Annotated in this window: 37 protein-coding genes and 1 pseudogene; 37 read left to right on the top strand and 1 reads right to left on the bottom strand. The window is 68.0% G+C overall.

Annotated elements, in window-relative coordinates; translation table 11 throughout:
• From QJS33_RS27135 to truA, 37 genes and pseudogenes are all read left to right on the top strand, one after another.
• Window positions 1–1,210 (top strand): annotated as a pseudogene (locus QJS33_RS27135) (hypothetical protein); the annotation flags it as partial.
• 445 nt (window positions 1,211–1,655) lie between these two features.
• Entirely contained in the window at window positions 1,656–2,027 is a 372-nt protein-coding gene (gene rpsL / locus QJS33_RS27130; RefSeq protein ID WP_017538026.1) for a 30S ribosomal protein S12, read from the top strand.
• Window positions 2,028–2,029: 2 nt separating this feature from the next.
• Window positions 2,030–2,500 carry a 30S ribosomal protein S7 gene (gene rpsG, locus QJS33_RS27125; RefSeq protein WP_220563403.1) on the top strand — a complete coding sequence of 157 codons (471 nt, stop codon included), beginning with the start codon at window positions 2,030–2,032 and terminating at the stop codon, window positions 2,498–2,500.
• A 42-nt stretch (window positions 2,501–2,542) separates the two neighbouring features.
• Window positions 2,543–4,657 carry an elongation factor G gene (gene fusA, locus QJS33_RS27120; protein WP_306370906.1) on the top strand — a complete coding sequence of 705 codons (2,115 nt, stop codon included), beginning with the start codon at window positions 2,543–2,545 and terminating at the stop codon, window positions 4,655–4,657.
• Between the two features lie 84 nt (window positions 4,658–4,741).
• Entirely contained in the window at window positions 4,742–5,935 is a 1,194-nt protein-coding gene (gene tuf / locus QJS33_RS27115) for an elongation factor Tu (protein WP_306370905.1), read from the top strand.
• A 248-nt stretch (window positions 5,936–6,183) separates the two neighbouring features.
• Window positions 6,184–6,492 carry a 30S ribosomal protein S10 gene (rpsJ, locus tag QJS33_RS27110; protein WP_014908366.1) on the top strand — a complete coding sequence of 103 codons (309 nt, stop codon included), beginning with the start codon at window positions 6,184–6,186 and terminating at the stop codon, window positions 6,490–6,492.
• A 12-nt stretch (window positions 6,493–6,504) separates the two neighbouring features.
• Complete coding sequence (gene rplC, locus QJS33_RS27105) at window positions 6,505–7,155, top strand: 50S ribosomal protein L3 (RefSeq protein WP_306370904.1); 651 nt, start codon at window positions 6,505–6,507, stop codon at window positions 7,153–7,155.
• Window positions 7,156–7,158: 3 nt separating this feature from the next.
• Window positions 7,159–7,833: a 50S ribosomal protein L4 gene (gene rplD / locus QJS33_RS27100; RefSeq protein WP_306370903.1), complete on the top strand. Its 675-nt coding sequence runs from the start codon at window positions 7,159–7,161 to the stop codon at window positions 7,831–7,833.
• On the top strand, window positions 7,830–8,120 hold the full coding sequence (rplW, locus tag QJS33_RS27095) for a 50S ribosomal protein L23 (protein ID WP_306370902.1): 291 nt from the start codon (window positions 7,830–7,832) through the stop codon (window positions 8,118–8,120). The genes rplD and rplW overlap by 4 nt, the downstream gene beginning before the upstream one ends.
• Window positions 8,121–8,175: 55 nt before the next feature.
• The gene (gene rplB, locus QJS33_RS27090; protein WP_073382314.1) at window positions 8,176–9,015 is read left to right on the top strand and encodes a 50S ribosomal protein L2; all 840 of its coding nucleotides are present in this window, start codon (window positions 8,176–8,178) and stop codon (window positions 9,013–9,015) included.
• Between the two features lie 12 nt (window positions 9,016–9,027).
• Complete coding sequence (rpsS, locus tag QJS33_RS27085; RefSeq protein WP_073382317.1) at window positions 9,028–9,306, top strand: 30S ribosomal protein S19; 279 nt, start codon at window positions 9,028–9,030, stop codon at window positions 9,304–9,306.
• Window positions 9,307–9,381: 75 nt separating this feature from the next.
• Window positions 9,382–9,750, top strand: coding sequence for a 50S ribosomal protein L22 (gene rplV, locus QJS33_RS27080; protein WP_073382319.1), 369 nt, complete (start codon window positions 9,382–9,384; stop codon window positions 9,748–9,750).
• Window positions 9,750–10,553 carry a 30S ribosomal protein S3 gene (gene rpsC, locus QJS33_RS27075; RefSeq protein ID WP_306370901.1) on the top strand — a complete coding sequence of 268 codons (804 nt, stop codon included), beginning with the start codon at window positions 9,750–9,752 and terminating at the stop codon, window positions 10,551–10,553. The genes rplV and rpsC overlap by 1 nt, the downstream gene beginning before the upstream one ends.
• Before the next feature lie 3 nt (window positions 10,554–10,556).
• On the top strand, window positions 10,557–10,970 hold the full coding sequence (gene rplP, locus QJS33_RS27070) for a 50S ribosomal protein L16 (protein ID WP_220563395.1): 414 nt from the start codon (window positions 10,557–10,559) through the stop codon (window positions 10,968–10,970).
• A complete protein-coding gene (gene rpmC, locus QJS33_RS27065; RefSeq protein WP_073382437.1) occupies window positions 10,970–11,224 on the top strand; it encodes a 50S ribosomal protein L29 in 255 nt (84 codons plus the stop codon). Before rplP ends, rpmC begins: the two co-directional genes overlap by 1 nt.
• Window positions 11,221–11,493 carry a 30S ribosomal protein S17 gene (rpsQ, locus tag QJS33_RS27060; protein ID WP_306370900.1) on the top strand — a complete coding sequence of 91 codons (273 nt, stop codon included), beginning with the start codon at window positions 11,221–11,223 and terminating at the stop codon, window positions 11,491–11,493. The genes rpmC and rpsQ overlap by 4 nt, the downstream gene beginning before the upstream one ends.
• 105 nt (window positions 11,494–11,598) lie before the next feature.
• Complete coding sequence (rplN, locus tag QJS33_RS27055; protein WP_013156121.1) at window positions 11,599–11,967, top strand: 50S ribosomal protein L14; 369 nt, start codon at window positions 11,599–11,601, stop codon at window positions 11,965–11,967.
• A gap of 3 nt (window positions 11,968–11,970) precedes the next feature.
• Window positions 11,971–12,276, top strand: coding sequence for a 50S ribosomal protein L24 (rplX, locus tag QJS33_RS27050; RefSeq protein ID WP_220563393.1), 306 nt, complete (start codon window positions 11,971–11,973; stop codon window positions 12,274–12,276).
• Window positions 12,276–12,851, top strand: a complete 576-nt coding sequence (gene rplE, locus QJS33_RS27045) for a 50S ribosomal protein L5 (RefSeq protein WP_073382331.1) — start codon at window positions 12,276–12,278, stop codon at window positions 12,849–12,851. The genes rplX and rplE overlap by 1 nt, the downstream gene beginning before the upstream one ends.
• Before the next feature lie 13 nt (window positions 12,852–12,864).
• The gene (locus tag QJS33_RS27040; protein WP_073382333.1) at window positions 12,865–13,050 is read left to right on the top strand and encodes a type Z 30S ribosomal protein S14; all 186 of its coding nucleotides are present in this window, start codon (window positions 12,865–12,867) and stop codon (window positions 13,048–13,050) included.
• A gap of 281 nt (window positions 13,051–13,331) precedes the next feature.
• On the top strand, window positions 13,332–13,730 hold the full coding sequence (rpsH, locus tag QJS33_RS27035) for a 30S ribosomal protein S8 (RefSeq protein ID WP_306370899.1): 399 nt from the start codon (window positions 13,332–13,334) through the stop codon (window positions 13,728–13,730).
• An 18-nt stretch (window positions 13,731–13,748) separates the two neighbouring features.
• A complete protein-coding gene (rplF, locus tag QJS33_RS27030) occupies window positions 13,749–14,288 on the top strand; it encodes a 50S ribosomal protein L6 (protein ID WP_306370898.1) in 540 nt (179 codons plus the stop codon).
• 2 nt (window positions 14,289–14,290) lie between these two features.
• A complete protein-coding gene (rplR, locus tag QJS33_RS27025; protein WP_306370897.1) occupies window positions 14,291–14,671 on the top strand; it encodes a 50S ribosomal protein L18 in 381 nt (126 codons plus the stop codon).
• Between the two features lie 51 nt (window positions 14,672–14,722).
• On the top strand, window positions 14,723–15,325 hold the full coding sequence (gene rpsE / locus QJS33_RS27020) for a 30S ribosomal protein S5 (protein ID WP_073382340.1): 603 nt from the start codon (window positions 14,723–14,725) through the stop codon (window positions 15,323–15,325).
• 2 nt (window positions 15,326–15,327) lie between these two features.
• Window positions 15,328–15,513, top strand: a complete 186-nt coding sequence (gene rpmD / locus QJS33_RS27015) for a 50S ribosomal protein L30 (protein ID WP_073382342.1) — start codon at window positions 15,328–15,330, stop codon at window positions 15,511–15,513.
• The gene (rplO, locus tag QJS33_RS27010; RefSeq protein ID WP_306370896.1) at window positions 15,510–15,974 is read left to right on the top strand and encodes a 50S ribosomal protein L15; all 465 of its coding nucleotides are present in this window, start codon (window positions 15,510–15,512) and stop codon (window positions 15,972–15,974) included. The genes rpmD and rplO overlap by 4 nt, the downstream gene beginning before the upstream one ends.
• Before the next feature lie 283 nt (window positions 15,975–16,257).
• Window positions 16,258–17,571, top strand: coding sequence for a preprotein translocase subunit SecY (gene secY / locus QJS33_RS27005; protein WP_306370895.1), 1,314 nt, complete (start codon window positions 16,258–16,260; stop codon window positions 17,569–17,571).
• Window positions 17,572–18,234 carry an adenylate kinase gene (locus tag QJS33_RS27000; protein ID WP_306370894.1) on the top strand — a complete coding sequence of 221 codons (663 nt, stop codon included), beginning with the start codon at window positions 17,572–17,574 and terminating at the stop codon, window positions 18,232–18,234. It begins immediately after the preceding gene.
• Window positions 18,234–19,055 (top strand): type I methionyl aminopeptidase, encoded by an 822-nt coding sequence (gene map, locus QJS33_RS26995; protein ID WP_306370893.1) that lies wholly within the window; start codon window positions 18,234–18,236, stop codon window positions 19,053–19,055. The genes QJS33_RS27000 and map overlap by 1 nt, the downstream gene beginning before the upstream one ends.
• A 64-nt stretch (window positions 19,056–19,119) precedes the next feature.
• Complete coding sequence (locus tag QJS33_RS26990) at window positions 19,120–19,581, top strand: DUF1707 domain-containing protein (RefSeq protein WP_306370892.1); 462 nt, start codon at window positions 19,120–19,122, stop codon at window positions 19,579–19,581.
• 679 nt (window positions 19,582–20,260) lie between these two features.
• A complete protein-coding gene (gene infA, locus QJS33_RS26985; RefSeq protein ID WP_013156135.1) occupies window positions 20,261–20,482 on the top strand; it encodes a translation initiation factor IF-1 in 222 nt (73 codons plus the stop codon).
• A gap of 45 nt (window positions 20,483–20,527) precedes the next feature.
• Window positions 20,528–20,641, top strand: a complete 114-nt coding sequence (rpmJ, locus tag QJS33_RS26980) for a 50S ribosomal protein L36 (RefSeq protein ID WP_082206327.1) — start codon at window positions 20,528–20,530, stop codon at window positions 20,639–20,641.
• Window positions 20,642–20,866: 225 nt separating this feature from the next.
• Complete coding sequence (rpsM, locus tag QJS33_RS26975) at window positions 20,867–21,247, top strand: 30S ribosomal protein S13 (protein ID WP_220563381.1); 381 nt, start codon at window positions 20,867–20,869, stop codon at window positions 21,245–21,247.
• A 66-nt stretch (window positions 21,248–21,313) separates the two neighbouring features.
• Window positions 21,314–21,718 carry a 30S ribosomal protein S11 gene (gene rpsK / locus QJS33_RS26970; protein ID WP_013156138.1) on the top strand — a complete coding sequence of 135 codons (405 nt, stop codon included), beginning with the start codon at window positions 21,314–21,316 and terminating at the stop codon, window positions 21,716–21,718.
• A 187-nt stretch (window positions 21,719–21,905) separates the two neighbouring features.
• Window positions 21,906–22,928 (top strand): DNA-directed RNA polymerase subunit alpha, encoded by a 1,023-nt coding sequence (locus tag QJS33_RS26965; protein ID WP_306370891.1) that lies wholly within the window; start codon window positions 21,906–21,908, stop codon window positions 22,926–22,928.
• Window positions 22,929–22,993: 65 nt separating this feature from the next.
• A complete protein-coding gene (gene rplQ / locus QJS33_RS26960; protein ID WP_306370890.1) occupies window positions 22,994–23,497 on the top strand; it encodes a 50S ribosomal protein L17 in 504 nt (167 codons plus the stop codon).
• 120 nt (window positions 23,498–23,617) lie between these two features.
• Window positions 23,618–24,448 (top strand): tRNA pseudouridine(38-40) synthase TruA, encoded by an 831-nt coding sequence (truA, locus tag QJS33_RS26955; RefSeq protein WP_306370908.1) that lies wholly within the window; start codon window positions 23,618–23,620, stop codon window positions 24,446–24,448.
• 307 nt (window positions 24,449–24,755) lie between these two features.
• Here truA and QJS33_RS26950 read toward each other — a convergent pair whose 3' ends face one another.
• Window positions 24,756–25,664, bottom strand: a complete 909-nt coding sequence (locus QJS33_RS26950) for a hypothetical protein (protein WP_306370907.1) — start codon at window positions 25,662–25,664, stop codon at window positions 24,756–24,758.
• Window positions 25,665–25,804 lie beyond the last annotated feature (140 nt).

The raw sequence follows: 25,804 nt of genomic DNA, 5'->3' as shown, positions 1-25,804 counted from the left end.
CGACGGTGCCGGTGCGGTGGCCGGGGAGGCCGGTCTGCGTGATGCCGCCGCCGGTGGACGTCCGGACACCGCTTGGGATGCGGACGCGGACCCGCTCGGCGACCGTACGCCCTCCTGGGGCGGCTACGACCCCGGTCACGTACGGGGTGGTGCCGGGGATCTCAGCGATGAGCTGGGGCCCTGGGGCGGCGAGGGCGCCGGTCACGGGCGGGGCGGGGAGATCGATCCGCTGACGGACGACTCCTACGGCTCGCGCGGGGCCGACGAACGGGGTTCCGCCTGGGGACCGCAGGCCGATCCGCTGAGCGACGACCGCGGCACCGGCTGGGGTCCGGGGGCGGACCCGCTGAGCGACGCCCCCGGGGCCGGGTGGGACGACACCCCGCCCGCCGACGGGCGCGACACGGCCTGGGCCGAGGACGACCGGGCCCCCGAGCCGGAGGCGGAGGAGGACCCCTGGGGGTGGAGCAGGAGCGCCGACGGCGTTCCCGGCCCCGTCCGGGTGCCCGACTCCCGGGAGGAGCGCGCCTCCGCGCCCTGGACCGACGTGCCCGAACCCGAGGACTGGGACGGGGACGCACCCGGCGTCACCGGCAACACCTGGGCGTTCGACCGGGACGACCCGCGGCTGCCCGACGTGGTGCGCGAGGCCGAGCGGCGGCGGCGCGGGGAGAGCGAGGCCGACGAACCGGCCGAGGACCCGCTGGTCGCGATCGCCGACATGCAGGCGCGCGCCGGGGAGGGGGAGCCCGAGGCCACGCAGATGATCGCGCCGGTGACGGAGGACCCCGAGGAGGACTCGGAGTACGACGACGGCTTCACCCCCGCCGATTACGGGATGCCGGTCAAGCCCAAGACCAAGAAGCGGAAAAAAGATCTCATCGCCGAGGAGTTCCCCGGCTTCGAGGACCGTCCGCTCGGCGGTGAGGCCGGCGACCCCTACCCCGGGTACGACAGCGTCGACTTCCTCGCCGACACCGAGCGGGGGGCGGTCGTCACCCTGTGGCTGGGCGTCGCCTCGCTGATCCCCGGTGTCGGCGTCGTCACCGCGCTGCTCGCCCTGCTGGTCACCGGCCCCAAGGCCAAGCGGGCGATCCGGGCCTCCAACGGACAGCTGGACGGGCTCGGGTTCATCACCGGCGGCACCGTTTTCGCGGTGCTCGGCATCCTCGTCACGGTGATCTCCGTCGCGATCTGGTTGCTCCTGTAGAGAAGGCGGCCGCTCCCTGTGACAATGATCGGAGGGGAGCGGCCGTTGTGCCATATCCCGCCCCGGTGGAAAACCGGGGCGAAGCAACGCCGGGACGGCGTAGACTGGGGGCGACCCACGGCTACGTGAGGACCGGTTCCGCTGTCCTCGCCATGTCGCACACCGTTTTGACCGCCTAGAGGGTAGACGGTAGCCTGTGTGATTGTGCCCGTGAGTCGACGGGTCACACGTGTGTGTGCGGCGCCCCGGTCCTCGAAGGCCTGCGGCGCGCAGCGCATGTGAACCCCCTCCCGTGAAAATCGGCCCCTTTTCAGGGTGTGCGTCGTGTGTCGGAACGAACGCGACACGCCCGACAGCGTGGGTCGGGGAGGTTCGGGAAATCCAGCAGGTCAATAGCGATACGGCTACGAGAACCGGCGTAGGTCACGAGGAAGACGGAGACGCGGTGCCCACCATCCAGCAGCTGGTCCGCAAGGGCCGACAGGACAAGGTCGCAAAGAACAAGACCCCGGCGCTGAAGGGGAGTCCGCAGCGTCGTGGTGTGTGCACGCGCGTTTACACCACCACGCCGAAGAAGCCGAACTCCGCCCTGCGCAAGGTCGCTCGCGTGAAGCTGAGCAGCGGGATCGAGGTCACGGCCTACATCCCCGGTATCGGTCACAACCTCCAGGAGCACAGCATCGTGCTGGTGCGCGGTGGTCGTGTGAAGGACCTGCCGGGTGTCCGCTACCGAATCGTCCGCGGTTCGCTCGACACCCAGGGTGTCCGTAACCGCAAGCAGGCGCGTAGCCGTTACGGCGCCAAGAAGGAGAAGTAAGAATGCCGCGCAAGGGCCCGGCGCCGAAGCGCCAGCTCATCACCGACCCGGTCTACGGTTCGCCGCTCGTCACCGCACTGATCAACAAGGTGCTGCTCGACGGCAAGCGCTCCATCGCCCAGCGCGTCGTCTACGACGCCCTGGAGGGTGCCCGCGAGAAGACCGGCCAGGACCCGCTGGTCGTCCTCAAGCGGGCGCTGGACAACGTCAAGCCCGCGCTGGAGGTCCGCAGCCGCCGTGTCGGTGGCGCGACCTACCAGGTTCCGGTCGAGGTCCGCGCCTCCCGGTCCACCACGCTGGCCCTGCGCTGGCTGGTCTCCTTCTCGCGCCAGCGTCGTGAGAAGACCATGACCGAGCGTCTGATGAACGAGCTGGTCGACGCCAGCAACGGTCTCGGCGCGGCCGTCAAGAAGCGTGAGGACACGCACAAGATGGCCGAGTCGAACAAGGCCTTCGCCCACTACCGCTGGTAACCCCGCGGTTGTACAGCAATAAACCGAGGGAAGACGAGCCTCATGGCTGTTAAGACTGCGCTTGACCTGGGCAGGGTCCGCAACATCGGGATCATGGCCCACATCGACGCGGGCAAGACCACCACCACTGAGCGGATCCTCTACTACACCGGTGTGACCCACAAGGTGGGCGAGGTTCATGATGGCGCCGCCACCATGGACTGGATGAAGGAGGAGCAGGAGCGGGGTATCACCATTACCTCGGCTGCTACCACCACCCACTGGGACGACCACACCATCAACATCATCGACACGCCCGGCCACGTCGACTTCACGGTCGAGGTCGAGCGTTCGCTGCGTGTTCTCGACGGTGCTGTCGCGGTCTTCGACGCCAAGGAAGGCGTCGAGCCCCAGTCGGAGCAGGTCTGGCGTCAGGCTGACCGCTACGGCGTGCCGCGCATCTGTTTCGTCAACAAGATGGACAAGATCGGTGCCGAGTTCCAGCGCTGCGTGGACATGTTCCGCGAGCGCCTGGGCGCCAACGCGATGCCGATCCAGCTGCCCATCGGTGCCGAGGGCGACTTCAAGGGTGTCATCGACCTCGTGAAGATGAAGGCCTACGTCTGGAACGACGAGGCCGCCCTGGGCGAGATGTACGACACGATCGAGATCCCGGAGTCCCACGCGGACGCCGCTCGTGAGGCGCGCGACCAGTTCCTGGAGACGCTGGCCGAGGCCGACGACGAGATCATGGAGCTGTACCTGGAGGGGCAGGAGCCCACCCTGGAGCAGCTGGTCCCGGCGATCCGCCGCGCCACCATCGCCGGCACGGCCATCCCGGTCGTCTGCGGCACCGCGTTCAAGAACAAGGGCGTCCAGCCCCTGCTCGACGCGGTCGTGGCCTACCTCCCCTCGCCCCTGGACATCGAGGCCATCGAAGGCCACGACCCCAAGGACGAGACCGAGGAGACCAAGCTCTCGCGCAAGCCCAGCAACGACGAGCCGCTGTCCGCCCTGGTCTTCAAGATCATGAGCGACCCGCACCTCGGCAAGCTGACCTACCTGCGCGTCTACTCGGGCGTTCTCCAGACCGGTACCCAGGTGCTCAACAGCGTCAAGGGCCGCAAGGAGCGCATCGGCAAGATCTACCGCATGCACTCGAACAAGCGTGAGGAGATCTCCGAGGTCGGCGCCGGCGACATCGTCGCCGTCATGGGTCTGAAGGACACCACCACGGGCGAGACGCTCTGCGACCCGCAGAACGCCATCGTCCTGGAGTCCATGACCTTCCCGGCCCCGGTCATCGAGGTGGCCATCGAGCCGAAGACGAAGAGCGACCAGGAGAAGCTGGGCATCGCGATCCAGCGTCTCGCGGAGGAGGACCCCTCCTTCCAGGTCGCCACCGACGACCAGACCGGCCAGACCGTCATCTCCGGTATGGGCGAGCTGCACCTCGAAGTCCTCGTCAACCGCATGCGCGACGAGTTCAAGGTCGAGGCGAACATCGGTAAGCCCCAGGTGGCCTACCGCGAGACCATTCGCAAGAAGGTCGAAGGCCACGTCTACACCCACAAGAAGCAGACGGGTGGCTCGGGCCAGTTCGCCAAGGTCAAGATCGACGTCGAGCCCCTTGAGTCGGAGAGCGGCGACACCAGCGGGTACGAGTTCGTGAACGCCGTCACCGGTGGCCGCATCCCGCGGGAGTACATCCCGTCGGTCGACGCCGGTTGCCAGGAGGCCGCGGAGCTGGGCGTCCTCGCCCACTACCCGCTGGTCGGCGTGAAGGTGACGCTGACCGACGGTCAGTACCACGAGGTCGACTCCTCCGAGATGGCCTTCAAGACCGCCGGTTCGATGGCCTTCAAGGAGGCCGTCAAGCTGGCCAAGCCGACTCTCCTGGAGCCGGTCATGGCGGTCGAGGTCACCACCCCCGAGGAGTACATGGGTGACGTGATCGGCGACCTGAACTCCCGCCGTGGACAGATCCAGTCCATGGACGAGCGTTCCGGCGTCCGTCTCGTCAAGGCCCTCGTGCCCCTTTCCGAGATGTTCGGCTACGTGGGTGACCTGCGCAGCCGTACGCAGGGTCGAGCCAACTACTCGATGGTGTTCGACTCCTACGCGGAGGTTCCGTCCGCTGTCGCCCAAGAAATTGTGGCGAAGGTTCGCGGCGAGTAGTCGCGAACACGTAACCAATCCGGTCCCGCCCCCAGCGGGGCGGGCCCGGATACCAGATAGCTCTGTACGTCTAGGAGACATCCAGTGGCGAAGGAAAAGTTCGAGCGGACTAAGCCGCACGTCAACATCGGCACCATCGGTCACATTGACCACGGCAAGACCACGCTGACCGCGGCCATCACCAAGGTGCTGCACGACGCGTACCCGGAGATCAACCCCTTCACGCCGTTCGAGGACATCGACAACGCTCCCGAGGAGCGTGAGCGCGGTATCACCATCTCCGTCGCCCACGTCGAGTACCAGACCGAGGCGCGTCACTACGCCCACGTCGACTGCCCGGGTCACGCGGACTACGTGAAGAACATGATCACCGGTGCCGCCCAGATGGACGGTGCGATCCTGGTCGTGGCCGCCACCGACGGCCCGATGCCGCAGACCAAGGAGCACGTGCTCCTGGCCCGCCAGGTCGGCGTGCCCTACATCGTGGTGGCCCTGAACAAGGCCGACATGGTGGACGACGAGGAGATCTTCGAGCTCGTCGAGCTCGAAGTCCGCGAGCTGCTCAGCGAGTACGAGTTCCCGGGCGACGACATCCCCGTCACCAAGGTCTCCGCGCTGAAGGCCCTCGAAGGCGACCCGGAGTGGGGCAAGGCCGTCCTGGAGCTCATGGGCACCGTGGACCAGTACATCCCCGAGCCCGAGCGTGACACCGACAAGCCCTTCCTGATGCCGATCGAGGACGTCTTCTCGATCACCGGTCGCGGCACCGTCGTCACCGGCCGCATCGAGCGCGGCATCGTGAACGTCAACGAGACCGTCGACATCGTCGGTATCAAGGACGAGAAGCAGACCACCACGGTCACCGGTGTCGAGATGTTCCGCAAGCTGCTCGACCAGGGCCAGGCCGGCGACAACGTCGGTCTGCTCCTGCGCGGCATCAAGCGCGAGGACGTCGAGCGCGGCCAGGTCGTCATCAAGCCGGGCACGACCACCCCGCACACCGAGTTCGAGGCCCAGGTCGTCATCCTGTCCAAGGACGAGGGTGGCCGCCACACGCCGTTCTTCAACAACTACCGCCCGCAGTTCTACTTCCGCACCACCGACGTCACCGGCGTCGTGACGTTGCCGGAGGGCACCGAGATGGTCATGCCCGGTGACAACACCGAGATGACCGTCCAGCTGATCCAGCCGGTCGCGATGGAAGAGGGCCTGAAGTTCGCCATCCGCGAGGGTGGCCGGACCGTGGGCGCCGGTCGCGTCACGAAGATCCTCAAGTAGTACACGCCGGGAAGGCTCCCCACCGGAGCCGACCCGACGTGCCGGGCGGGCCGCCCGTCAACGGCGGCCCGCCCGGCACAACGAAAAGACGTCATCGGGCTCTGTGACGGTGACGCACCGCAGGGGCAAGCCCTGTTGCGGTTTCTCAAGGGAATAGGGGCTCACGGCTGTACGGCGGATTCCGCCGGGCCTGGGCGTCTGTGACCGGACACCGTTACGGACACTGAAGCGAAGGACGAACAGGCCACATGGCGGGACAAAAGATCCGCATTCGGCTAAAGGCCTATGACCACGAGGTCATCGACAGCTCGGCGAAGAAGATCGTCGAGACTGTGACGCGAACTGGCGCACAGGTCGCGGGCCCGGTGCCGCTGCCGACGGAAAAGAACGTTTACTGCGTTATCCGATCGCCGCACAAGTACAAGGACTCGCGCGAGCACTTCGAGATGCGCACCCACAAGCGGCTGATCGACATCATCGACCCCACGCCGAAGACGGTCGACTCGCTCATGCGTCTCGACCTGCCGGCCGGTGTTGACATCGAGATCAAGCTTTAAGGACGCACAGACATGGCCACCAAGCAGATCAAGGGAGTTCTGGGCGAAAAGCTCGGCATGACCCAGGTCTTCGACGACGCGGGCAAGATGGTGCCCGTGACGGTTCTGAAGGCCGGTCCGTGCGTCGTGAGCCGGATCCGGACCCCGGACACCGACGGCTACTCCGCCATCCAGATCGGTTTCGGGCAGATCAACCCGCGCAAGGTCAACAAGCCGCTCGGCGACTACCTGCGCAAGAACGACCTGACCCCGCGCCGCCACTACGTCGAGGTCCGCACGACCGACGCCTCCGAGTACACGCTCGGCCAGGAGGTCACCGCGGACGTCTTCGAGAGCGGCCAGAAGGTCGACGTCTCGGGCAAGAGCAAGGGCAAGGGCTTCGCCGGTGTGATGAAGCGCCACGGCTTCCGTGGTCTCTCCGCCTCGCACGGCACGCAGCGCAAGCACCGCTCGCCCGGTTCCATCGGCGGCTGCGCCACGCCCGGCCGCGTTTTCAAGGGCATGCGGATGGCCGGGCGCATGGGCAACGTGCGCAAGACCGTCCAGAACCTGACCGTTCACTCCGTGGACGCGGAGAAGGGCCTCATCCTGGTCAAGGGTGCTGTTCCCGGTCCCAACGGCGGTCTGGTGCTCGTCCGCACCGCTGTGAAGGGGGACAAGTAAGCCATGGCCCAGATCGAGGTCAAGAACCCCGAGGGCGGCGCCAAGGGCAGCGTCGAGCTGCCGGAGAGCGTCTTCGCCCAGCAGGTCAGCATCCCGCTGATCCACCAGGTCGTGAACGCCCAGCTGGCCGCCGGCCGCCAGGGCACCCACGCGACCAAGACCCGCGGCGAGGTCCGCGGTGGTGGTAAGAAGCCGTACCGCCAGAAGGGCACGGGTCGCGCCCGCCAGGGCTCCATCCGCGCGCCCCAGTACACCGGCGGTGGCACGGTCCACGGGCCCCAGCCCCGCGACTACAGCCAGCGCACCCCGAAGAAGATGAAGGCCGCCGCCCTGCGCGGTGCCCTCTCCGACCGGGCGCGCCACGGCCGCATCCACGTCATCAGCCACTTCGTGGCCGAGGACGCCGACGCGAAGCTCACGCAGACCGCCCTCAAGGCGCTGCGCCAGGTGACCGAGTCCGACAAGGTCCTGGTCGTCCTGGCCCGCGAGGACGAGCACAACCGACGTGCTCTGCGCAACCTCGAAGAGGTGCACATCCTCGACGCCGACCAGGTGAACACCTACGACGTCCTCTACGCGGACGACATCGTGTTCACCGAGGCGGGCTACGCCGAGTTCCTGGCTCACGCCTCCGGCGACGCCAAGGCCGCTGCTCAGTCCGAGGAGGACGACCAGTGAGGATCCCCGACCCGCGGGACATCATCATCGAGCCGGTGATCTCGGAGAAGAGCTACGGGCTCATGGACGAGAACAAGTACACGTTCATCGTTCACCCGGACGCCAACAAGACCCAGATCAAGATCGCGATCAAGCAGATCTTCGATGTCGAGGTCACCGCGGTGAACACGATCAACCGCAAGGGCAAGCGCAAGCGGACCCGCTTCGGGTACGGCAAGCGCCCTGACACCAAGCGCGCGATCGTCAGTGTCGCGGACGGCGAGCAGATCGACATCTTCGGTCGCTAGCAGTCCCCGCCTGACCGCTCCACACCAGTAACACGTAAAGGAATGCACGAAGAAGATGGGCATTCGTAAGTACAAGCCGACGACGCCGGGTCGTCGCGGTTCCAGCGTGAGCGACTTCGTCGAGATCACGCGCTCGGAGCCGGAGAAGTCCCTGGTCCGTCCGCTCCACTCCAAGGGCGGCCGCAACGGCCACGGCCGGATCACCGCCCGCCACCAGGGTGGCGGACACAAGCGCGCCTACCGTGTGATCGACTTCCGTCGCCACGACAAGGACGGCGTGCCGGCCAAGGTCGCTCACATCGAGTACGACCCGAACCGCACCGCGCGCATCGCCCTCCTCCACTACGTGGACGGTGAGAAGCGCTACATTCTCGCGCCCGCCGGCCTCAAGCAGGGCGACCGCGTCGAGAACGGTCCGCAGTCCGACATCAAGCCGGGCAACTGCCTCCCGCTGCGCAACATCCCCACGGGTACGTTCGTGCACGCGGTCGAGCTGAAGCCGGGTGGCGGTGCCAAGCTGGGCCGCTCCGCGGGCACGCAGATCCAGCTCCTGGCCAAGGAGGGGCGCTACGCCACGCTGCGTATGCCCTCCGGCGAAATGCGCATGGTGGAGATCTCCTGCCGCGCGACCGTCGGCCAGGTGGGCAACGCCGAGCAGTCCAACATCAACTGGGGCAAGGCCGGCCGCTCGCGGTGGAAGGGCAAGCGCCCGACCGTCCGCGGTGTGGTCATGAACCCCGTCGACCACCCGCACGGTGGTGGTGAGGGCAAGACCTCCGGTGGTCGCCACCCGGTCAGCCCGTGGGGCAAGAAGGAAGGCCGGACCCGGGCCAAGAACAAGGCCAGCGACAAGCTGATCGTTCGGCGTCGGCGCAGCGGCAAGAAGAAGCGGTAAGGAGCACGTCTGATGCCACGTAGCCTGAAGAAGGGTCCGTTCGTCGACGACCACCTTCTCAAGAAGGTGGAGACGCAGAACGAGGCCAACACCAAGAACGTCATCAAGACGTGGTCCCGTCGGTCCATGATCATCCCTGAGATGATCGGCCACACCATCGCCGTCCACGACGGTCGCAAGCACGTCCCCGTGTTCGTGTCCGAGTCCATGGTCGGCCACAAGCTCGGCGAGTTCGCTCCCACGCGTACTTTCCGCAGCCACGTCAAGGAAGACCGCCGTAGCCGCCGTTAGTCGGTCGCAACAGGCAGTAAGAACCACGTTCTCCACGGTGAGTGGAGATGAATTTCCGTGAGCGAGGGAAAAGCGATGGGAACGAGGGCACAGGCACGGTTCGTCCGTGTTACGCCCCGAAAGGCCCGCCGGGTGGTGGACCTTATTCGCGGGTTGCCCGCTGACGAGGCACAGGCGGTGCTCCGGTTCGCGCCCCAGTCGGCGAGCGAGCCTGTTGGCAAGGTACTGGCCAGTGCCATCGCCAACGCCGAGCACAACGACAAGCTGGACCGCGAGTCGCTGGTGGTCGAAGGCGCCTGGGTGGACGAAGGTCCGACCCTGAAGCGCATTCGCCCCCGCGGCTTCGGCCGGGCCTTCCGAGTCACCAAGCGTACGAGCCACATCACCGTGGTCGTCGCCGAGCGCTCGGGCGCCTCGTCCAAGACCAAGGAAAGGACCCGATAGTGGGGCAGAAGGTTAACCCGCACGGGTTCCGCCTCGGCGTCACCACCGACTTCAAGAGCCGCTGGTACGCCGACAAGTCCTACAAGGACTACGTCAAGGAAGACGTCGCGATCCGTCGGATGCTGACCCGTGGCATGGAGCGCGCGGGCATCTCCAAGGTCGAGATCGAGCGCACCCGTGACCGCGTCCGCGTCGACGTCTACACCGCCCGGCCGGGCATCGTCATCGGCCGCCGCGGCGTGGAGGCCGACCGCATCCGGACCGACCTCGAAAAGCTGACCTCCAAGCAGGTCCAGCTGAACGTCTTCGAGGTCAAGAACCCGGAGGTCGACGCGCAGCTGGTCGCCCAGGGCGTCGCCGAGCAGCTGAGCAGCCGCGTGGCCTTCCGCCGCGCGATGCGCAAGGCCATGCAGAGCGCGATCAAGTCCGGTGCCAAGGGCATCCGGATCCAGTGCGGTGGCCGTCTGGGCGGGGCCGAGATGTCCCGCTCGGAGTTCTACCGCGAGGGTCGCGTTCCGCTGCACACCCTGCGCGCCGACATCGACTACGGCTTCTTCGAGGCCCGTACGACCTTCGGCCGCATCGGTGTGAAGGTCTGGATCTACAAGGGTGACGCTCCGGCCACCCGCGCCGAGCGCGAGGCGGCCCAGGCCGCGCAGCGCTCCGCCGGTGGCGGCGGTGGCGGCGGCGGTCAGCGCCGCGAGCGCCCGCAGCGCCGTCGTCGTGGCGGTGCCGGTGGCGGCCAGCCGCAGAACGCCGAGGCCAAGGCCCCGGCCGAGTCCGCTCAGACCGAGGGGAGCTGACCAGTGCTTATTCCTCGTAAGGTCAAGTACCGCAAGCAGCACCACCCTGACCTGCGCGGCAAGGCCAAGGGCGGAACGACCGTCAACTTCGGTGAGTTCGGCATCCAGGCTCTGGAGTCGGCTTACGTGACCAACCGGCAGATCGAGTCCGCTCGTATCGCCATGACGCGTCACATCAAGCGTGGCGGCAAGGTCTGGATCAACATCTTCCCGGACCGCCCGCTGACCAAGAAGCCCGCCGAGGTCCGCATGGGTTCCGGTAAGGGTTCCCCGGAGTGGTGGGTCGCGCCGGTCAAGCCCGGTCGTGTGATGTTCGAGCTGTCGGGCGTGCCCGAGGACATCGCCAAGGAGGCGATGCGCCGTGCCATGCACAAGCTCCCGATGAAGTGCAAGTTCGTTAAGCGGGAGGGGGAGTGATGGCGAAGTCCGTGACTGCCCAGGAGCTCCGCGACCAGTCCGTCGAGGACCTGGCCGAGAAGCTCAAGGAAGCCAAGGCCGAGCTCTTCAACCTCCGCTTCCAGGCCGCGACCGGTCAGCTCGACAACCACAGCCGACTGCGCACCGTCAAGCGCGAGATCGCGCGGATCTACACGATCCTGCGCGAGCACGAGCTGGGTATCGCCCCGCTGTCTGGTGAGTCGGCGCAGGAGTCGAAGGAAGCAGCCGAATGAGTGAGAACCAGACCGAGGCTCGCAGCCACCGCAAGGTGCGCGAGGGCTACGTCGTCAGCGACAAGATGGACAAGACCGTCGTCGTCGAGGTCGAGGACCGTGTGAAGCACGCCCTGTACGGCAAGGTCATCCGCCGTACGACCAAGTACAAGGCGCACGACGAGGCGAACTCCTGTGGCGTCGGCGACCGCGTCCGGGTCATGGAGACGCGGCCGCTCTCTGCGACGAAGCGTTGGCGCGTCGTGGAGATCCTGGAGAAGGCTAAGTAACCCCAGCCTGTCGGCGGCCGACACCCGTTGTCGGCCGCCGGCGCGAGGGGTGCAGACCACCTAGCCGTGCGGCAGTGGACCGCACGCATCACATCAGGAGCAGACGTGATTCAGCAGGAGTCGCGACTCAAGGTCGCCGACAACACGGGTGCGAAGGAGATTCTCACCATCCGTGTTCTCGGTGGCTCGGGTCGGCGCTACGCCGGGATCGGCGACACGATCGTCGCCACGGTGAAGGACGCCCTGCCTGGCGCTGGAGTCAAGAAGGGCGACGTCGTCAAGGCCGTTGTCGTGCGCACCGTCAAGGAGCGCCGCCGGCCCGACGGCTCCTACATCCGCTTCGATGAGAACGCTGCCGTGCTCATCAAGGACGGTGGGGACCCGCGAGGCACCCGTATCTTCGGCCCGGTGGGCCGCGAGCTGCGGGACAAGAAGTACATGCGCATCATTTCGCTTGCGCCGGAGGTGCTGTAGGCGATGAAGATCAAATCTGGCGACGAGGTCATCGTCATCGCCGGCAAGGACAAGGGTGCCACGGGCAAGGTCGTCAAGGCCCTGCCCAAGGAGGACCGTGTCGTCGTCGAGGGCGTCAACCTGGTCAAGAAGCACAGGAAGGCCAACCCGGCGGGCGGCCAGCAGGGCGAGGTCGTCACCAAGGAGGCCCCGATCCACGTGAGCAACGTTGCGCTCGTGGAAGACGGCAAGGCCGCCCGGGTGGGCTACCGCTTCGAGGAAGACGGAACCAAGGTTCGGGTCTCCCGCCGCACCGGTAAGGACATCTGATGACGGTTACCAACGACATCACGGCCCCGCCGATGCCGCGGCTCAAGGAGAAGTACCGGAACGAGATCGTTCCGGCCCTCAAGGACGAGCACGGCATCGCCAACATCATGCAGGTCCCCGGTCTGACGAAGATCGTGGTCAACATGGGTGTGGGCGAGGCGGCGCGTGACGCGAAGCTCATCCAGGGCGCGATCGCCGACCTGTCGGCGATCACCGGGCAGAAGCCGCGGGTCAACCGGGCGAAGAACTCCATCGCGCAGTTCAAGCTGCGCGAGGGCCAGCCGATCGGCGCCAGCGTCACGCTGCGCGGCGACCGGATGTGGGAGTTCCTCGACCGGCTGCTCTCCCTGGCGCTGCCCCGGATCCGGGACTTCCGCGGCCTTTCCCCGAAGCAGTTCGACGGGAACGGCAACTACACCTTCGGGCTGACCGAGCAGGTCATGTTCCACGAGGTGGACCCGGACAAGGTCGACCGCGTGCGTGGGATGGACATCACCGTCGTCACCAGCGCGATCAACGACGACCAGGGCCGCAGCCTGCTCAAGCGGCTCGGTTTCCCGTTCAAGGAAGCCTGAGGGGTAAGCACAGATGGCTAAGAAGGCTCTGATCGCCAAGTCGCAGCGGAAGCCGAAGTTCGGCGTTCGCGCGTATACTCGATGCTCGCGGTGCGGTCGCCCGCGCGCCGTCTTCCGGAAGTTCGGCCTGTGCCGTATCTGCTTCCGCGAGATGGCCCACCGGGGCGAGCTGCCCGGTATCACCAAGTCGAGCTGGTAGTCCCCGGCGGGGCCGACCCGCACGTCCCCCCGAGAGGGGACGGCGTGTGCGGAGCTCGGCCCCACCGAGGCGCCGCACGGCGTCTCACAGAAGTGTCCGCCCCCTCACGGGTGTGCGGAACGGCATGATCTCAACCAATCAGGGCACGGCAGTCCCGGGAGGGACGGCGGTGCCCACGACCACGCCGAAGGTCCGGTCGTGCCTCCCCGCGGATTCACGCGGGGAACGGGTTCTGGAAAGACCCGCACACGGAAACCGCGGTGAGGAAGGGCCAGTCGGCCATGACAATGACCGACCCGATCGCAGACATGTTGACGCGTCTGCGTAACGCGAATTCGGCTTACCACGACACCGTGGCGATGCCGTATTCCAAGATCAAGGCGCACATCGCCGAGATCCTCCAGCAGGAGGGCTTCATTCAGGGCTGGCGGAGCGAGGACGCCCAGGTGGGCAAGAGCCTCGTCCTGGACCTGAAGTACGGCCCCACCCGGGAGCGTTCGATCGCGGGCATCCGACGGGTCTCCAAGCCCGGTCTGCGGGTGTACGCCAAGAAGGAGAACCTGCCCCGGGTCCTCGGGGGCCTCGGTGTGGCGATCATTTCGACGTCCGGTGGCCTGATGACCGACAAGCAGGCCAAGAAGAACGGCGTTGGCGGCGAAGTCCTCGCCTACGTCTGGTAACCAGGGAGAGATTGAAGCATGTCGCGTATCGGTCGACTGCCGATCTCGGCCCCCAAGGGCGTCGAAGTCACGATTAACGGGCAAGACGTCACTGTCAAGGGGCCGAAGGGCGAACTCAAGCACACCGTCGCCGAGCCGATCACCGTCGCGAAGGACGCCGAAGGCGTCGTCACGGTGTCCCGCCCGGACGACAAGCCGGAGAACCGCTCGCTGCACGGGCTGACCCGTGCACTGCTGGCGAACCTGGTCGAGGGTGTTTCCAAGGGCTACGCCAAGACCCTGGAGATCCACGGCGTCGGTTACCGCGTCCAGGCCCGCGGCTCCAACCTGGAGTTCTCGCTGGGCTACAGCCACCCGGTCGTGGTGGAGCCCCCGGAGGGCATCACCTTCCGCGTGGAGAAGCCGACGATCCTCCACGTCGAGGGCATCGACAAGCAGCTCGTGGGTCAGGTCGCGGCGAACATCCGCAGTCTGCGCAAGCCCGACCCGTACAAGGCCAAGGGCGTGCGGTACCAGGGTGAGCACATCCGCCGCAAGGCCGGAAAGGCTGGTAAGTAGGCATGGGTATCACCGTGGCCCGCAAGCGGACCGCCAAGCGCGCGACCTCGCGTGCGCGCCGCCAGTTCCGCGTCCGCAAGAAGATCTTCGGCACCGCCGAGCGTCCGCGCCTGGCCGTGTTCCGTTCCTCCAAGCACATCGTCGCTCAGGTCATCGACGACACCAAGGGTCACACCCTGGTCGCGGCCTCCAGCGTCGAGACCGACCTGCGCTCCTTCGAGGGCACCAAGTCGGACAAGTCCGCGCAGGTCGGCCGCCTCATCGCTGAGCGCGCGAAGGCCGCCGGCGTCACCACCGTGGTCTTCGACCGCGGCGGGTTCCAGTACGCCGGCCGGATCGCCAAGCTCGCCGAGGCGGCGCGCGAGGGCGGGCTGGAGTTCTAGGCGTATGACCCCTGTAAAGGCTGAGAACAACCACGAGAAGAGGAACCACTGATGGCTGCAGCACCGCGGCGCGGCGCCGGTGGCGAGCGGCGTGATCGCCGTGACGATCGCCGCGGCGGCGCCGCAGACAAGGGTGTCTCCTACATCGAGAAGGTCGTGACCATCAACCGGGTCGCGAAGGTCGTCAAGGGCGGCCGTCGCTTCTCCTTCACCGCCCTGGTCGTCGTCGGCGACGGCAACGGCATGGTCGGTGTGGGTTACGGCAAGGCCAAGGAGGTCCCGGCCGCGATCGCCAAGGGTGTCGAGGAGGCGAAGAAGAACTTCTTCCGCGTCCCCCGCATCCAGGGCACGATCACGCACCGGGTCCAGGGTGAGGCCGCCGCCGGCGTCGTCCTGCTCCGTCCGGCCGCCCCGGGTACCGGTGTCATCGCCGGTGGCCCCGTGCGCGCCGTCCTGGAGTGCGCCGGCATCCACGACATCCTGAGCAAGTCGCTCGGGTCGTCCAACCCGCTGAACATCGTGCACGCCACGGTCGCCGCTCTCAAGGGGCTCAACCAGCCCGAGGAGATCGCCGCCCGTCGTGGCCTGCCGATCGAGGACGTCGCCCCGGCCGCGATGCTGCGTGCTCGTGCTGAGGCGAAGGCAGGAGCCTGACCATGGCCAAGCTCAAGATCACGCAGACCCGCTCCAAGATCGGCGGCAAGAAGAAGCAGCACGCTGCTCTCCAGTCGCTGGGCCTGGGCCGGATCGGCAAGTCCACCGTCCGTGAGGACCGTCCCGAGGTGCGTGGCCAGCTCACGATCGTCTCGCACCTGGTCACTGTCGAGGAGGTCGCGGAATGAGCGACTACAACCCCGACGAGCTGCTCAAGCTGCACCACCTGCGGCCCGCCCCGGGCGCCAACAAGGCCAAGATCCGCAAGGGTCGCGGCGAGGCGTCCAAGGGCAAGACCGCCGGTCGCGGCACCAAGGGCACCAAGGCTCGTAACACCGTCCGCCCCGGTTTCGAGGGCGGGCAGATGCCCCTCATCCGCCGGGTGCCGAAGCTCAAGGGCTTCAGCAACGCCAGGTTCAAGAAGACCTACCAGGTCGTCAACCTGGACAAGCTGAGCGAGCTGTTCCCGGAGGGCGGCGAGGTCACCGTGCAGTCGCTGGTGGCCAAGGGCGCCGTTCGCAAGAACGAGCTCGTCAAGGTGCTGGGCACCGGTGAGATCACCGTCGCCGTGCAGGTGAGCGCTGACGCGTTCTCCGCCTCGGCGAAGGAGAAGATCACCGCCGCCGGTGGCACCGTCACCGAGCTGTAGGGGTCAACCCCGCATGCGCACACAGGGCGCCCGCCCGGACCGGTCTGAGAACGACCGGACCGGCGGGCGCCCCGCGTGCTTGTGAGTGGTGATCGTTATGACTCACGAACTCAATAGCACGGTGATGGCTGTTACAGTGCCATCTGTTTGACCTCACCGCTTGACGTAGTGTGAGTACTTCCGAGCACCGGGCCACTTGCCCGGGGCTGCCGTTCAACGACGATTCAGGATCGGCCGCGATGTCTGGAATCCGTTCCGCCGCCGAAGCCGCGCAGGAGGAGACGTGCTAGGTGCGTTCGTTCGTGCATTCCGCACGCCCGACCTGCGTAACAAGTTGCTGTTCACACTGTTCATCCTGACGCTGTTCCGTCTGGGTTCGGTGATCCCCGCGCCGGGTATCGACTCGGCCGCGATCCGCGACCAGATGGAGATCATCACGGCGGGCGACCAGTCCGGTGTGTACGCGCTCGTCAACCTGTTCAGTGGTGGCGCCCTCCTGCAACTGGCGGTGTTCGCGCTCGGTGTGATGCCCTACATCACCGCGAGCATCATCATCAACCTGCTGACGGTGGTCATCCCCCGCCTGGAGGCCCTCAAGAAGGAGGGCCAGGCCGGGCAGAGCAAGATCACCCAGTACACCCGCTACCTGACGCTGATGCTCGCGGTCCTCCAGGCCACCAGCATCGTCGCCATGGCCCGGACGGGCGCCCTGTTCCAGGGGGCCATCCCGGTCAGCTCCTACATGCCCAACCAGGACATCCTCACCCTGGTCACCATCGTCTTCGTCATGACCGCCGGTACCTGCATCATCATGTGGTTCGGTGAGCTCATCACCGAGCGCGGTGTGGGCAACGGCATGTCGCTGCTGATCTTCACCCAGGTCGTCGCGATGTTCCCCGCCTCGATCATGAGCCTCTTCCAGGAGCGCTCGGCCTGGATCTTCGCGATCATCTGCATCGCGGGCCTGGCCCTGATCGCGGCCGTGGTGTTCATGGAGCAGGCCCAGCGCCGCATCCCGGTCCAGTACGCCAAGCGCATGGTGGGCCGCCGGATGTACGGGGGCAGCTCGACCTACATCCCCCTCAAGGTGAACCAGGCGGGCATCATCCCCGTGATCTTCGCCTCCTCGCTGCTGTACCTCCCCCAGCTCCTGGTCGGCCTCCTGGGCCAGGACTCGGAGAACCCCGTGGTGAGCTTCGTCTCCACGTACTTCCTGACCGGTACACACCCCGTGTACATGGTGACCTTCTTCGTGATGATCGTCGGTTTCGCGTTCTTCTACGTCGCGATTACCTTCAACCCCACTGAGGTCGCCGACAACATGAAGAAGTACGGTGGTTTCATCCCGGGTATCCGACCAGGGCGTCCGACCGCCGAGTATCTCGACTTCGTGCTCACCCGGCTGACGACTCCCGGCTCTCTGTACCTGGGTGTGATCGCTCTGCTGCCGATGGTCGCCCTGGGTTCCACCGGGGCGAACGCGAACTTCCCGTTCGGCGGTACGAGCATCCTGATCATGGTCGGTGTCGGGCTGGACACGGTGAAGCAGATCGAGAGTCACCTCCAGCAGAGGAACTACGAAGGTTTTCTGCGATAAATGCGTGCTGTATTGGTGGGGCCGCCTGGGGCCGGTAAAGGCACCCAGGCCCAGATCCTCGCGGCCGAGCTGTCGATCCCGAAGGTGTCCACCGGTGACATCTTCCGGGCCAACGTCAGCGGTGGCACGGAACTCGGTAAGAAGGCCAAGGAGTACATGGACCGGGGTGACCTCGTCCCCGACGAGGTCACCAACGCCATGGTCAAGGACCGGCTCGCCCAGGACGACGCGGCCGGGGGTTTCCTGCTCGACGGGTTCCCCCGCAACGTCGCCCAGGCCGGGACGCTCAAGGACATGCTCCGCGGCCTGGACACCCGGCTCGACGTCGTCCTGGAACTGCGGGTCGACGAGGACGAGGTCGTGCGCCGGCTCTCGGGCCGCCGCTCCTGTCCGCAGTGCGGCCGGGTCTACCACGTCGAGTACGACGCCCCGAAGGTCGAGGGGCGCTGTGACGACGACGGTGCGGAGCTCTACCAGCGCGAGGACGACCGTGAGGAGACCATCCGCCACCGGCTGAAGGTCTACCGGGATCAGACCGCTCCGCTCGTGGAGTACTACGAGAAGGAGGGCCTGCTGGCCACCATCGCCGCCACGGGTCCCGTGGCCGAGGTGACCGGCCGGGCCATGGCGGCCATCGAGGGCAAGGCCGGGGCCGGGTCCTGATGTTCGGCAAGGCGAACGGCGTGCAGATCAAGACGCCGGAGCAGATCGCCCTGATGCGGGAGGCGGGCCGGGTCGTCGCCCGCGCCCTGGACACCCTCCGGGCCGCGGTGCGGCCCGGGGTGTCCACCCTCGAACTGGACGCGCTGGCGGAGAAGGTCATCCGCGACGCCGGCGCGACCCCCTCGTTCAAGGGCTACCACGGGTTCCCCGGCTCCATCTGCGCGTCCGTCAACGAAGAGGTCGTCCACGGCATCCCCAGCGCCGACCGGGTGCTCGCCGAGGGCGACATCATCTCCATCGACTGCGGGGCCGTCCTGGCGGGCTGGCACGGCGACTCGGCGATCACCGTCGCGGTCGGCGAGGCCCGCCCCGAGGACCTGAGGATGATGGAGGTCTGCGAGGAGTCGATGTGGCAGGGCATCGCCGAGCTGCGGCCCGGTAAGCGCCTGGGCGACATCGGCCACGCGATCGACCGCCACATCTCCGGCAACGGCGGCTACGGCAACGTCCGCGAGTACGGCGGCCACGGCATCGGCACCGAGATGCACATGGAGCCGCACGTCCTCAACCACGGGCGCCGGGGCAAGGGCCTCAAGCTCGTCGAGGGCATGTGCCTGGCCATCGAGCCGATGACCACCCTGGGCCACCACGACGTCCTCCAACTGGACGACGGCTGGACGGTGGTGACCCGCGACGGCAGGCGCGCCGCGCACTTCGAGCACTCCGTCGCGATCACCGCGGACGGCCCGATCGTGCTCACCGCCCGCGAGTCGGACCGGGATAAGATCTCTCAAATGGGGTTCGTCCAGCCCGCCTGGTAGGCCGGGCCCGGCTCCCGCCGCCCCGCGCGGGACGTCAGCACTCACGGGATGCGAGGTGCGCGCAGTGTCCGACCCGGTTCCGTCGACCCGAACGTCCGATGCCGATCGCGACCGTGTCGCGCAGCTGCTCCAGGAGCACTTCGCGCAGGGCCGGCTGGACCACGAGGAGTTCACCGAGCGCCTGGGCCGCGCCTACAAGGCACGGACCGTGGACGAACTCGACGTGGTCACCCACGACCTGCCCGAACGGGACCTCGCGGAGGTCCGCGGGGCCGTGCCGCGCCGGGAGGAGAGGACGGCCGCCCCGGTCCTGACCCTGCGCGACCCGGCGCTGATGGTGCCCTGGATGCTCTACGCCGGGGTCAACGTCCTGTGCTTCGTGATCTGGCTGATCCTCTTCCTGACCACGGACTACGACTACCCGTGGTTCCTCTGGGTCCTGGGGCCCTGGGGGATCGTGATGACCGTCGTCACCGTCGGGGTCCTGGCCACCGGCCGCGGCCGCCGCGACGAGATCGAGGAGTAGGCGGTGTTCCCTTGAGCCTCCGCCGTGCTTCGGCCCGCCCGGCGCCCGCCGTCGCCCTCAAGGGGGACGGCCTGCGGCCGACGGGACTTCTCTTTCGCGGACGGGCCGGTGGCCGTGGCCCTGTTTCCCGGCGGTGCGTTCTTCGGGGGCGGGAGCGGGTTTCAGGGGGCGCGGCGGCTCTACTCCTCGCTCGCCCGGCGCCCGCCGTCGCCCTCAAGGGGGACGGCCTGCGTCCGACGGGACCTCCCTCTCCCGGACGGGCCGGTGGCCGCGGACTTTCCGCGGGGACGTCTCCTCCGGTCCTCCGGAACCCCGGTGGCGCACCACGGGCCCTGAAGGACAGGTCCTAGCACGCGACCGCCCGGGCCCCTCTTCCTTTCGGGAAGACAACGGCGGGCCGGGGTGTTGTGACCTGGGGCGTACGGGTCGCGGTCCGGAGTGGTTGCCCCGAGGGGATAGACTGTCATTGCCCATACGCGGGCTGTTGGGTCATTCTGCCTTCTTCGCACCACGTCCTTCCAGCGACGTACCGCTCTTGCAGTTGGCCCGATCTTCCAGTGTCCTCGGTGTCGGCGACGCGGGTTCCCCCCGTCGTCGGTGCCTTCGCGTCGTGTGAAGGGACACCGGGGTCGCGTCGGGTTGTCATGATCGACCAGTTGATGAGCGAGGCGTGGAGGACATGGCCAAGAAAGACGGCGCCATCGAGATCGAGGGCTCCGTTGTCGAGTCCCTACCCAACGCGATGTTCAAGGTAGAGCTCGACAACGGGCACCAGGTCCTTGCCCACATCAGCGGCAAGATGCGGATGAACTACATCCGCATTCTCCCCGACGACCGCGTCGTCGTGGAGTTGAGCCCGTACGACCTCACGCGCGGGCGCATCGTTTACCGCTACAAGTAGACCGTCCGGGCCGCACGGCCGGACGGCTCCGAGTTCGGAGTCACCATGAAGGTCAAGCCGAGCGTCAAGAAGATCTGCGCGAAGTGCCGCGTGATCCGCCGCAACCGTCGGATCATGGTCATCTGCTCAGACCCGCGGCACAAGCAGCGCCAGGGTTAACACCCGGCCCGCAGGCCGCGGCTGACGCCGTAAGGACCCGGGCGGGGAGGTCTTCCCCGGCACGGGACCGCAACACAACGAACAACCTGCTCCGATCTCCGGGCGCCGCTTGACGCGGCAGGCCCGGGGAGAACCCCCGGTCGGAGGCCGGGGCCTCGTCGATTGGGCGACGAGAGGGTGGAGCGGGTCAGACCTCCGCGAAGGCATGGATGGAGTTTCGCCCACATGGCACGTATTGAAGGCGTCGACCTTCCCCGCGACAAGCGGGTGGAGATCGCTCTCACGTACATCTTCGGGATCGGCCGCACCCGCGCGCTCGAAACCCTGAAGGAAACCGGTGTCGACGGCAACACCCGCGTGTACCAGCTGTCCGAAGAGGACCTGGTCAAGCTGCGCGAGTGGATCGGCGCGAACTACCAGGTCGAGGGTGACCTGCGCCGCGAGGTGCAGGCCGACATCCGTCGCAAGATGGAGATCGGCAGCTACCAGGGCATCCGCCACCGCCGCGGCCTCCCGGTCCGCGGTCAGCGCACCCAGACCAACGCGCGCACCCGCAAGGGCAAGAAGAAGACCGTGGCCGGTAAGAAGAAGGCCGGTAAGAAGTAGTCCGCTCGGACCTTTCGACCGCGTCCGAGAACAACAACGGACCGATGATCTCTGGGAGTTTCGCTCATGCCGCCTAAGGGCCGTCAGGGTGCCGCGCGCAAGGTGCGCCGCAAGGAAAAGAAGAACATTGTCCACGGACACGCTCACATCAAGAGCACGTTCAACAACACGATCGTGAGCATCACGGACCCGACCGGTGCCGTGATCTCGTGGGCCAGCTCCGGCCAGGTGGGCTTCAAGGGTTCGCGCAAGTCGACCCCCTACGCCGCGCAGATGGCCGCCGAGGCCGCCGCGCGCCGCGCTCAGGAGCACGGCGTCCGCAAGGTCGACGTCTTCGTGAAGGGTCCGGGCTCGGGCCGCGAGACCGCCATCCGCTCGCTTCAGGCGACCGGGCTGGAGGTCGGCTCGATCCAGGACGTCACCCCGGTGCCGCACAACGGCTGCCGTCCGCCCAAGCGCCGCCGGGTCTGATCCCGGCCGTGGCGCCCGCGGTCCTATCCACGCGGGCGCCCCGCCGCGCTTGACCCCGCGCCGGGTCCGGAGATGCTCCGGGACCGCGCGGGCCGGGTAGGAATCCGAGTGGGAATGCGGGCACCTCGCCGGTGCCCGTCGGTGGCCGTCAAATAGCGGGCGGCCATGTGGAAGGGAAACACGGACCATGCTGATCGCACAGCGTCCCACGCTGACCGAGGAGCCGCTCTCGGACCTGCGCTCGAAGTTCGTCATCGAGCCGCTGGAGCCGGGCTTCGGCTACACCATCGGAAACTCTCTGCGCAGGACCCTCCTGTCCTCCATCCCGGGTGCCGCCGTCACCAGCATCCGGATCGAGGGCGTCGAGCACGAGTTCACCACCGTGCCCGGCGTCAAGGAGGACGTCACGGAGATGATCCTCAACCTCAAGGGCCTGGTCGTCAGCTCCGAGCACGATGAGCCGGTGCTGATGTACCTGCGCAAGCAGGGCCCGGGTGTGGTGACCGCCGCGGACATCGCTCCGCCGGCCGGTGTCGAGGTGCACAACCCCGACCTGCACATCGCCACGCTCAACGGCAAGGGCAAGCTGGAGATGGAGCTGACGGTCGAGCGCGGCCGCGGTTACGTCTCCGCGACGCAGAACAAGCAGGCCGGACAGGAGATCGGTCGGATCCCGATCGACTCCATCTACTCGCCGGTCCTGCGTGTGACCTACAAGGTCGAGGCCACCCGAGTCGAGCAGCGCACCGACTTCGACCGCCTGATCGTCGACATCGAGACCAAGCCCGCCATCCGTCCCCGTGACGCCGTGGCGAGCGCCGGTAAGACGCTGGTGGAGCTGTTCGGCCTGGCTCGCGAGCTCAACGTCGATGCCGAGGGCATCGACATGGGCCCGTCGCCGACGGACGCCGCCCTGGCGGCCGACCTGGCGCTGCCGATCGAGGACCTCAACCTCACGGTCCGGTCCTACAACTGCCTCAAGCGTGAGGGCATCCACAGCGTTGGCGAGCTGGTTGCCCGCTCCGAGCAGGACCTGTTGGACATCCGCAACTTCGGTGCCAAGTCCATCGACGAGGTGAAGCAGAAGCTCGTCGACATGGGCCTGTCGCTGAAGGACTCCCCGCCCGGATTCGACCCCGGCACCGCGGCCGACTCCTTCGGCTCCGAGGACGACGAGGGCGAGTCCTTCGTCGAGACGGAGCAGTACTGACCTTCGTCGCCCCATGGTCCCCGGCCGAGTGCGGCCGTGGACCGCATCACTAGGAGAACGACACCATGCCCACGCCTACCAAGGGCGCCCGTCTGGGTTCCGGGCCCGCTCACGAGCGGCACATCCTGGCGAACCTCGCCACCTCGCTGTTCCAGCACGGCCGCATCCGCACCACGGAGGCCAAGGCCAAGCGCCTGCGCCCCTACGCCGAGAAGCTCATCACCCTCGGCAAGCGCGGTGACCTGCACGCCCGCCGCCAGGTGCTGACCAAGATCACGGACAAGTCCGTGGTGCACGAGCTCTTCACCGAGATCGGCCCGCGCTACGAGAACCGTCCCGGTGGTTACACCCGTATCACCAAGATCGGTCCGCGCAAGGGCGACAACGCCCCGATGGCGATCATCGAGCTGGTCGAGGCGCTGGCCGCCAAGCCGGCCGCCGCCGCTGCCCCGGCCGAGCCGGTCGAGGAGACCAAGGCCGAGGAGACCCCGGCCGAGGAGACCGCGGAGGCCGCCGAGGCTCCCGAGGCCGACGAGGCCCCGGCCGAGGAGAACTCCGAGAGCAAGTAGGTCGGGAGTGGGGCACACGGGCGCATCCCGGGTGCACACCGACCGGACGAGTGCCCGATCCCACAGGGGTCGGGCACTCGTGTTCTCCGAGGTGTCGATGGGACCGATGTGACGGACGAGATGACCGAGGTGCCGGAGCCGACGATCCGGATCCGGTTCGACGTGGCCTACGACGGCACGGACTTCTCCGGGTGGGCGGTGCAGCCGAACCGGCGCACCGTCCAGGGCGAGCTGGAGTCCGCCCTGGCCCGGGTGCTGCGCCTGCCCGGGGTGTCGCTGACCTGTGCCGGGCGCACCGACGCCGGGGTGCACGCCCGCGGCCAGGTGGCCCAGGCCGACGTGCCCGCCGGGACGTGGGAGAGCGAGGGGGAGAGGGTGCTGCGCCGGTTGGCCGGGGTGCTGCCGCCAGACGTGCGGGTGACCGCCGCCCGCCCGGCACCGCCCGGGTTCGACGCGCGCTTCTCCCCGCTGTTCCGCCGCTACCTGTACCGGGTGAGCGACGCGCCCTACGGGGTGGACCCGCTGCTGCGCCGGGACGTGCTGTGGCACAAGAACCCGCTGGACGTGGACCGCATGAACGCGGCCGCCGAGCGGCTGCGCGGGGAGCACGACTTCGCGGCGTTCTGCAAGAAGCGGGAGGGCGCCACGACCATCCGCGAGCTGCTGCGCCTGGAGTGGGAGCGGGTGGACGGCCACCTGCTGCACGGCACGATCCAGGCGGACGCCTTCTGCCACAACATGGTCCGCGCCCTGGTCGGCTGCCTGCTGGCGGTGGGCGACGGCCGCCGCGGGGTCGACTGGCCCGCCCGGGTGCTGGGCACCGCGGTGCGGGACCCGGCCGTGCACGTGGTCGGCCCGCAGGGGCTGAGCCTGGAGGAGGTGCGCTACCCGGCCGACGGGGAACTGGCGGCCCGCGCCACCGCCACCCGCCGCGTTCGCGAGCTCTCCTGACCATGGGGCGGTGCCGGCCGCGGGATGGTGTCCCACCGAGTGGTGTGACTTCGTTCGACTCCAGAGCCCCAGAGGTAACGGCACGCTGGTCGGCGATTCGTTCTTGTTCGAACGACCGTTGTTCTCACACCACCCCACGGGACATGACCGACCGCGGGCCGTCGCCCGGGGGCGGGCCGCCCCCTGCGGACCCTCCGGTCCTCGCAAGGCGGATGCCGGTTCGGAGCCGGGCACGGGAAGCGCGAAGGGGACGTCCGGCCGGACGTCCCCTTCGGTGTCACCTGTGTGTTCTCGGTTCCGGAGCGGGTCAGCCGCGGTCCTCGGACAGCCTCTCGTAGGCCGTCTCCAGGAAGCCCTCGCTGACCGGGGCCAGGCCCTCGGCGCCCTCGTCGGCGCCGTCGCTGTTGGTGGCCAGGGAGAAGAGCAGGTAGCGGCCCCACTGGCCGCCGCTGCCGTGGCCGCCGGCGTGGCCCAGGCGCTCGGCCGGGGAGCCCTCCTCGCCGGCCAGTCCGGCGAACCACCGGGCGTCGTTCAGGTCCTGGGCGTCCAGGGCGGTGGTGGCGCTCTCGGCGTCGGCCATCGCGGCGATGCCGACGGTGATGGCCTGCCCCTCGTCCTCGCTCAGGTAGGAGGCGCGGATCAGCTGGCGGCAGCCGTTGTCGGCGAGCACGGTGCCGTAGTCGCCGTGGGCGCCGGTGGCGCAGTCCTCGGTGTCGTCCACGGCCACCCGGGAGAACGAGCCCTGGCCGTCGACCTCCAGTGTCTCGGGGAAGAGGCCGTCGGCGGCCAGCGCCCCCGGGTCGTCCTCCTCGCTGGAGACGGTGGTGGCGTTGTCGGAGGAGCCGCCCAGACCGCCGCTGGCGAAGTAGAAGGTCCCGCCGCCGACGAGCACGAGGGCGACGGCGAACCCGCCGATCATCAGGGCCCTGCGGCGCTTGCCCGACGGGTTCTCGTAGGGGCCGTAGTCGTCGTACCCGCCGTCGTAGTCGTCGTAGTCGTCGGCGGTCCGGACGTCGAACTGGGCGGTGTCCGCCCCGGCGTCCTCGGGGACCTCGTCGCGGAACAGCGGCCGGTTGTCACCGCGGCCCGCCGGGACGGCGGAGATGTGCTGGGTGGCGCCCATGGCGTCGGGCGGGAACACCGGTTCGGGCGCGGGCGCGCCGGGGGGTACCGCGCCGGGGGGCGGGCCCGTCGGTGTGCCCGGCACCGGTGCCATCGGAGGTTGGCCGCCGGTGGCGTACGGGGCCGGCGGCAGCTGCCCCGGCACCGGGCCCTGCGGGGCCTGCGGTCCCGGGACCGGGGGGAACGGGGCCATGGCGGGCTGGCCGCCGGTCGGCGCGGCGTACGGCGCCTGCG

Source organism: Nocardiopsis sp. CC223A, from assembly GCF_030766825.1.
Classification (GTDB): Bacteria; Actinomycetota; Actinomycetes; order Streptosporangiales; family Streptosporangiaceae; genus Nocardiopsis.
The sequence above is the reverse complement of the archived record's forward strand: the minus strand, read 5'-3'. Positions and strand labels throughout refer to the sequence as shown.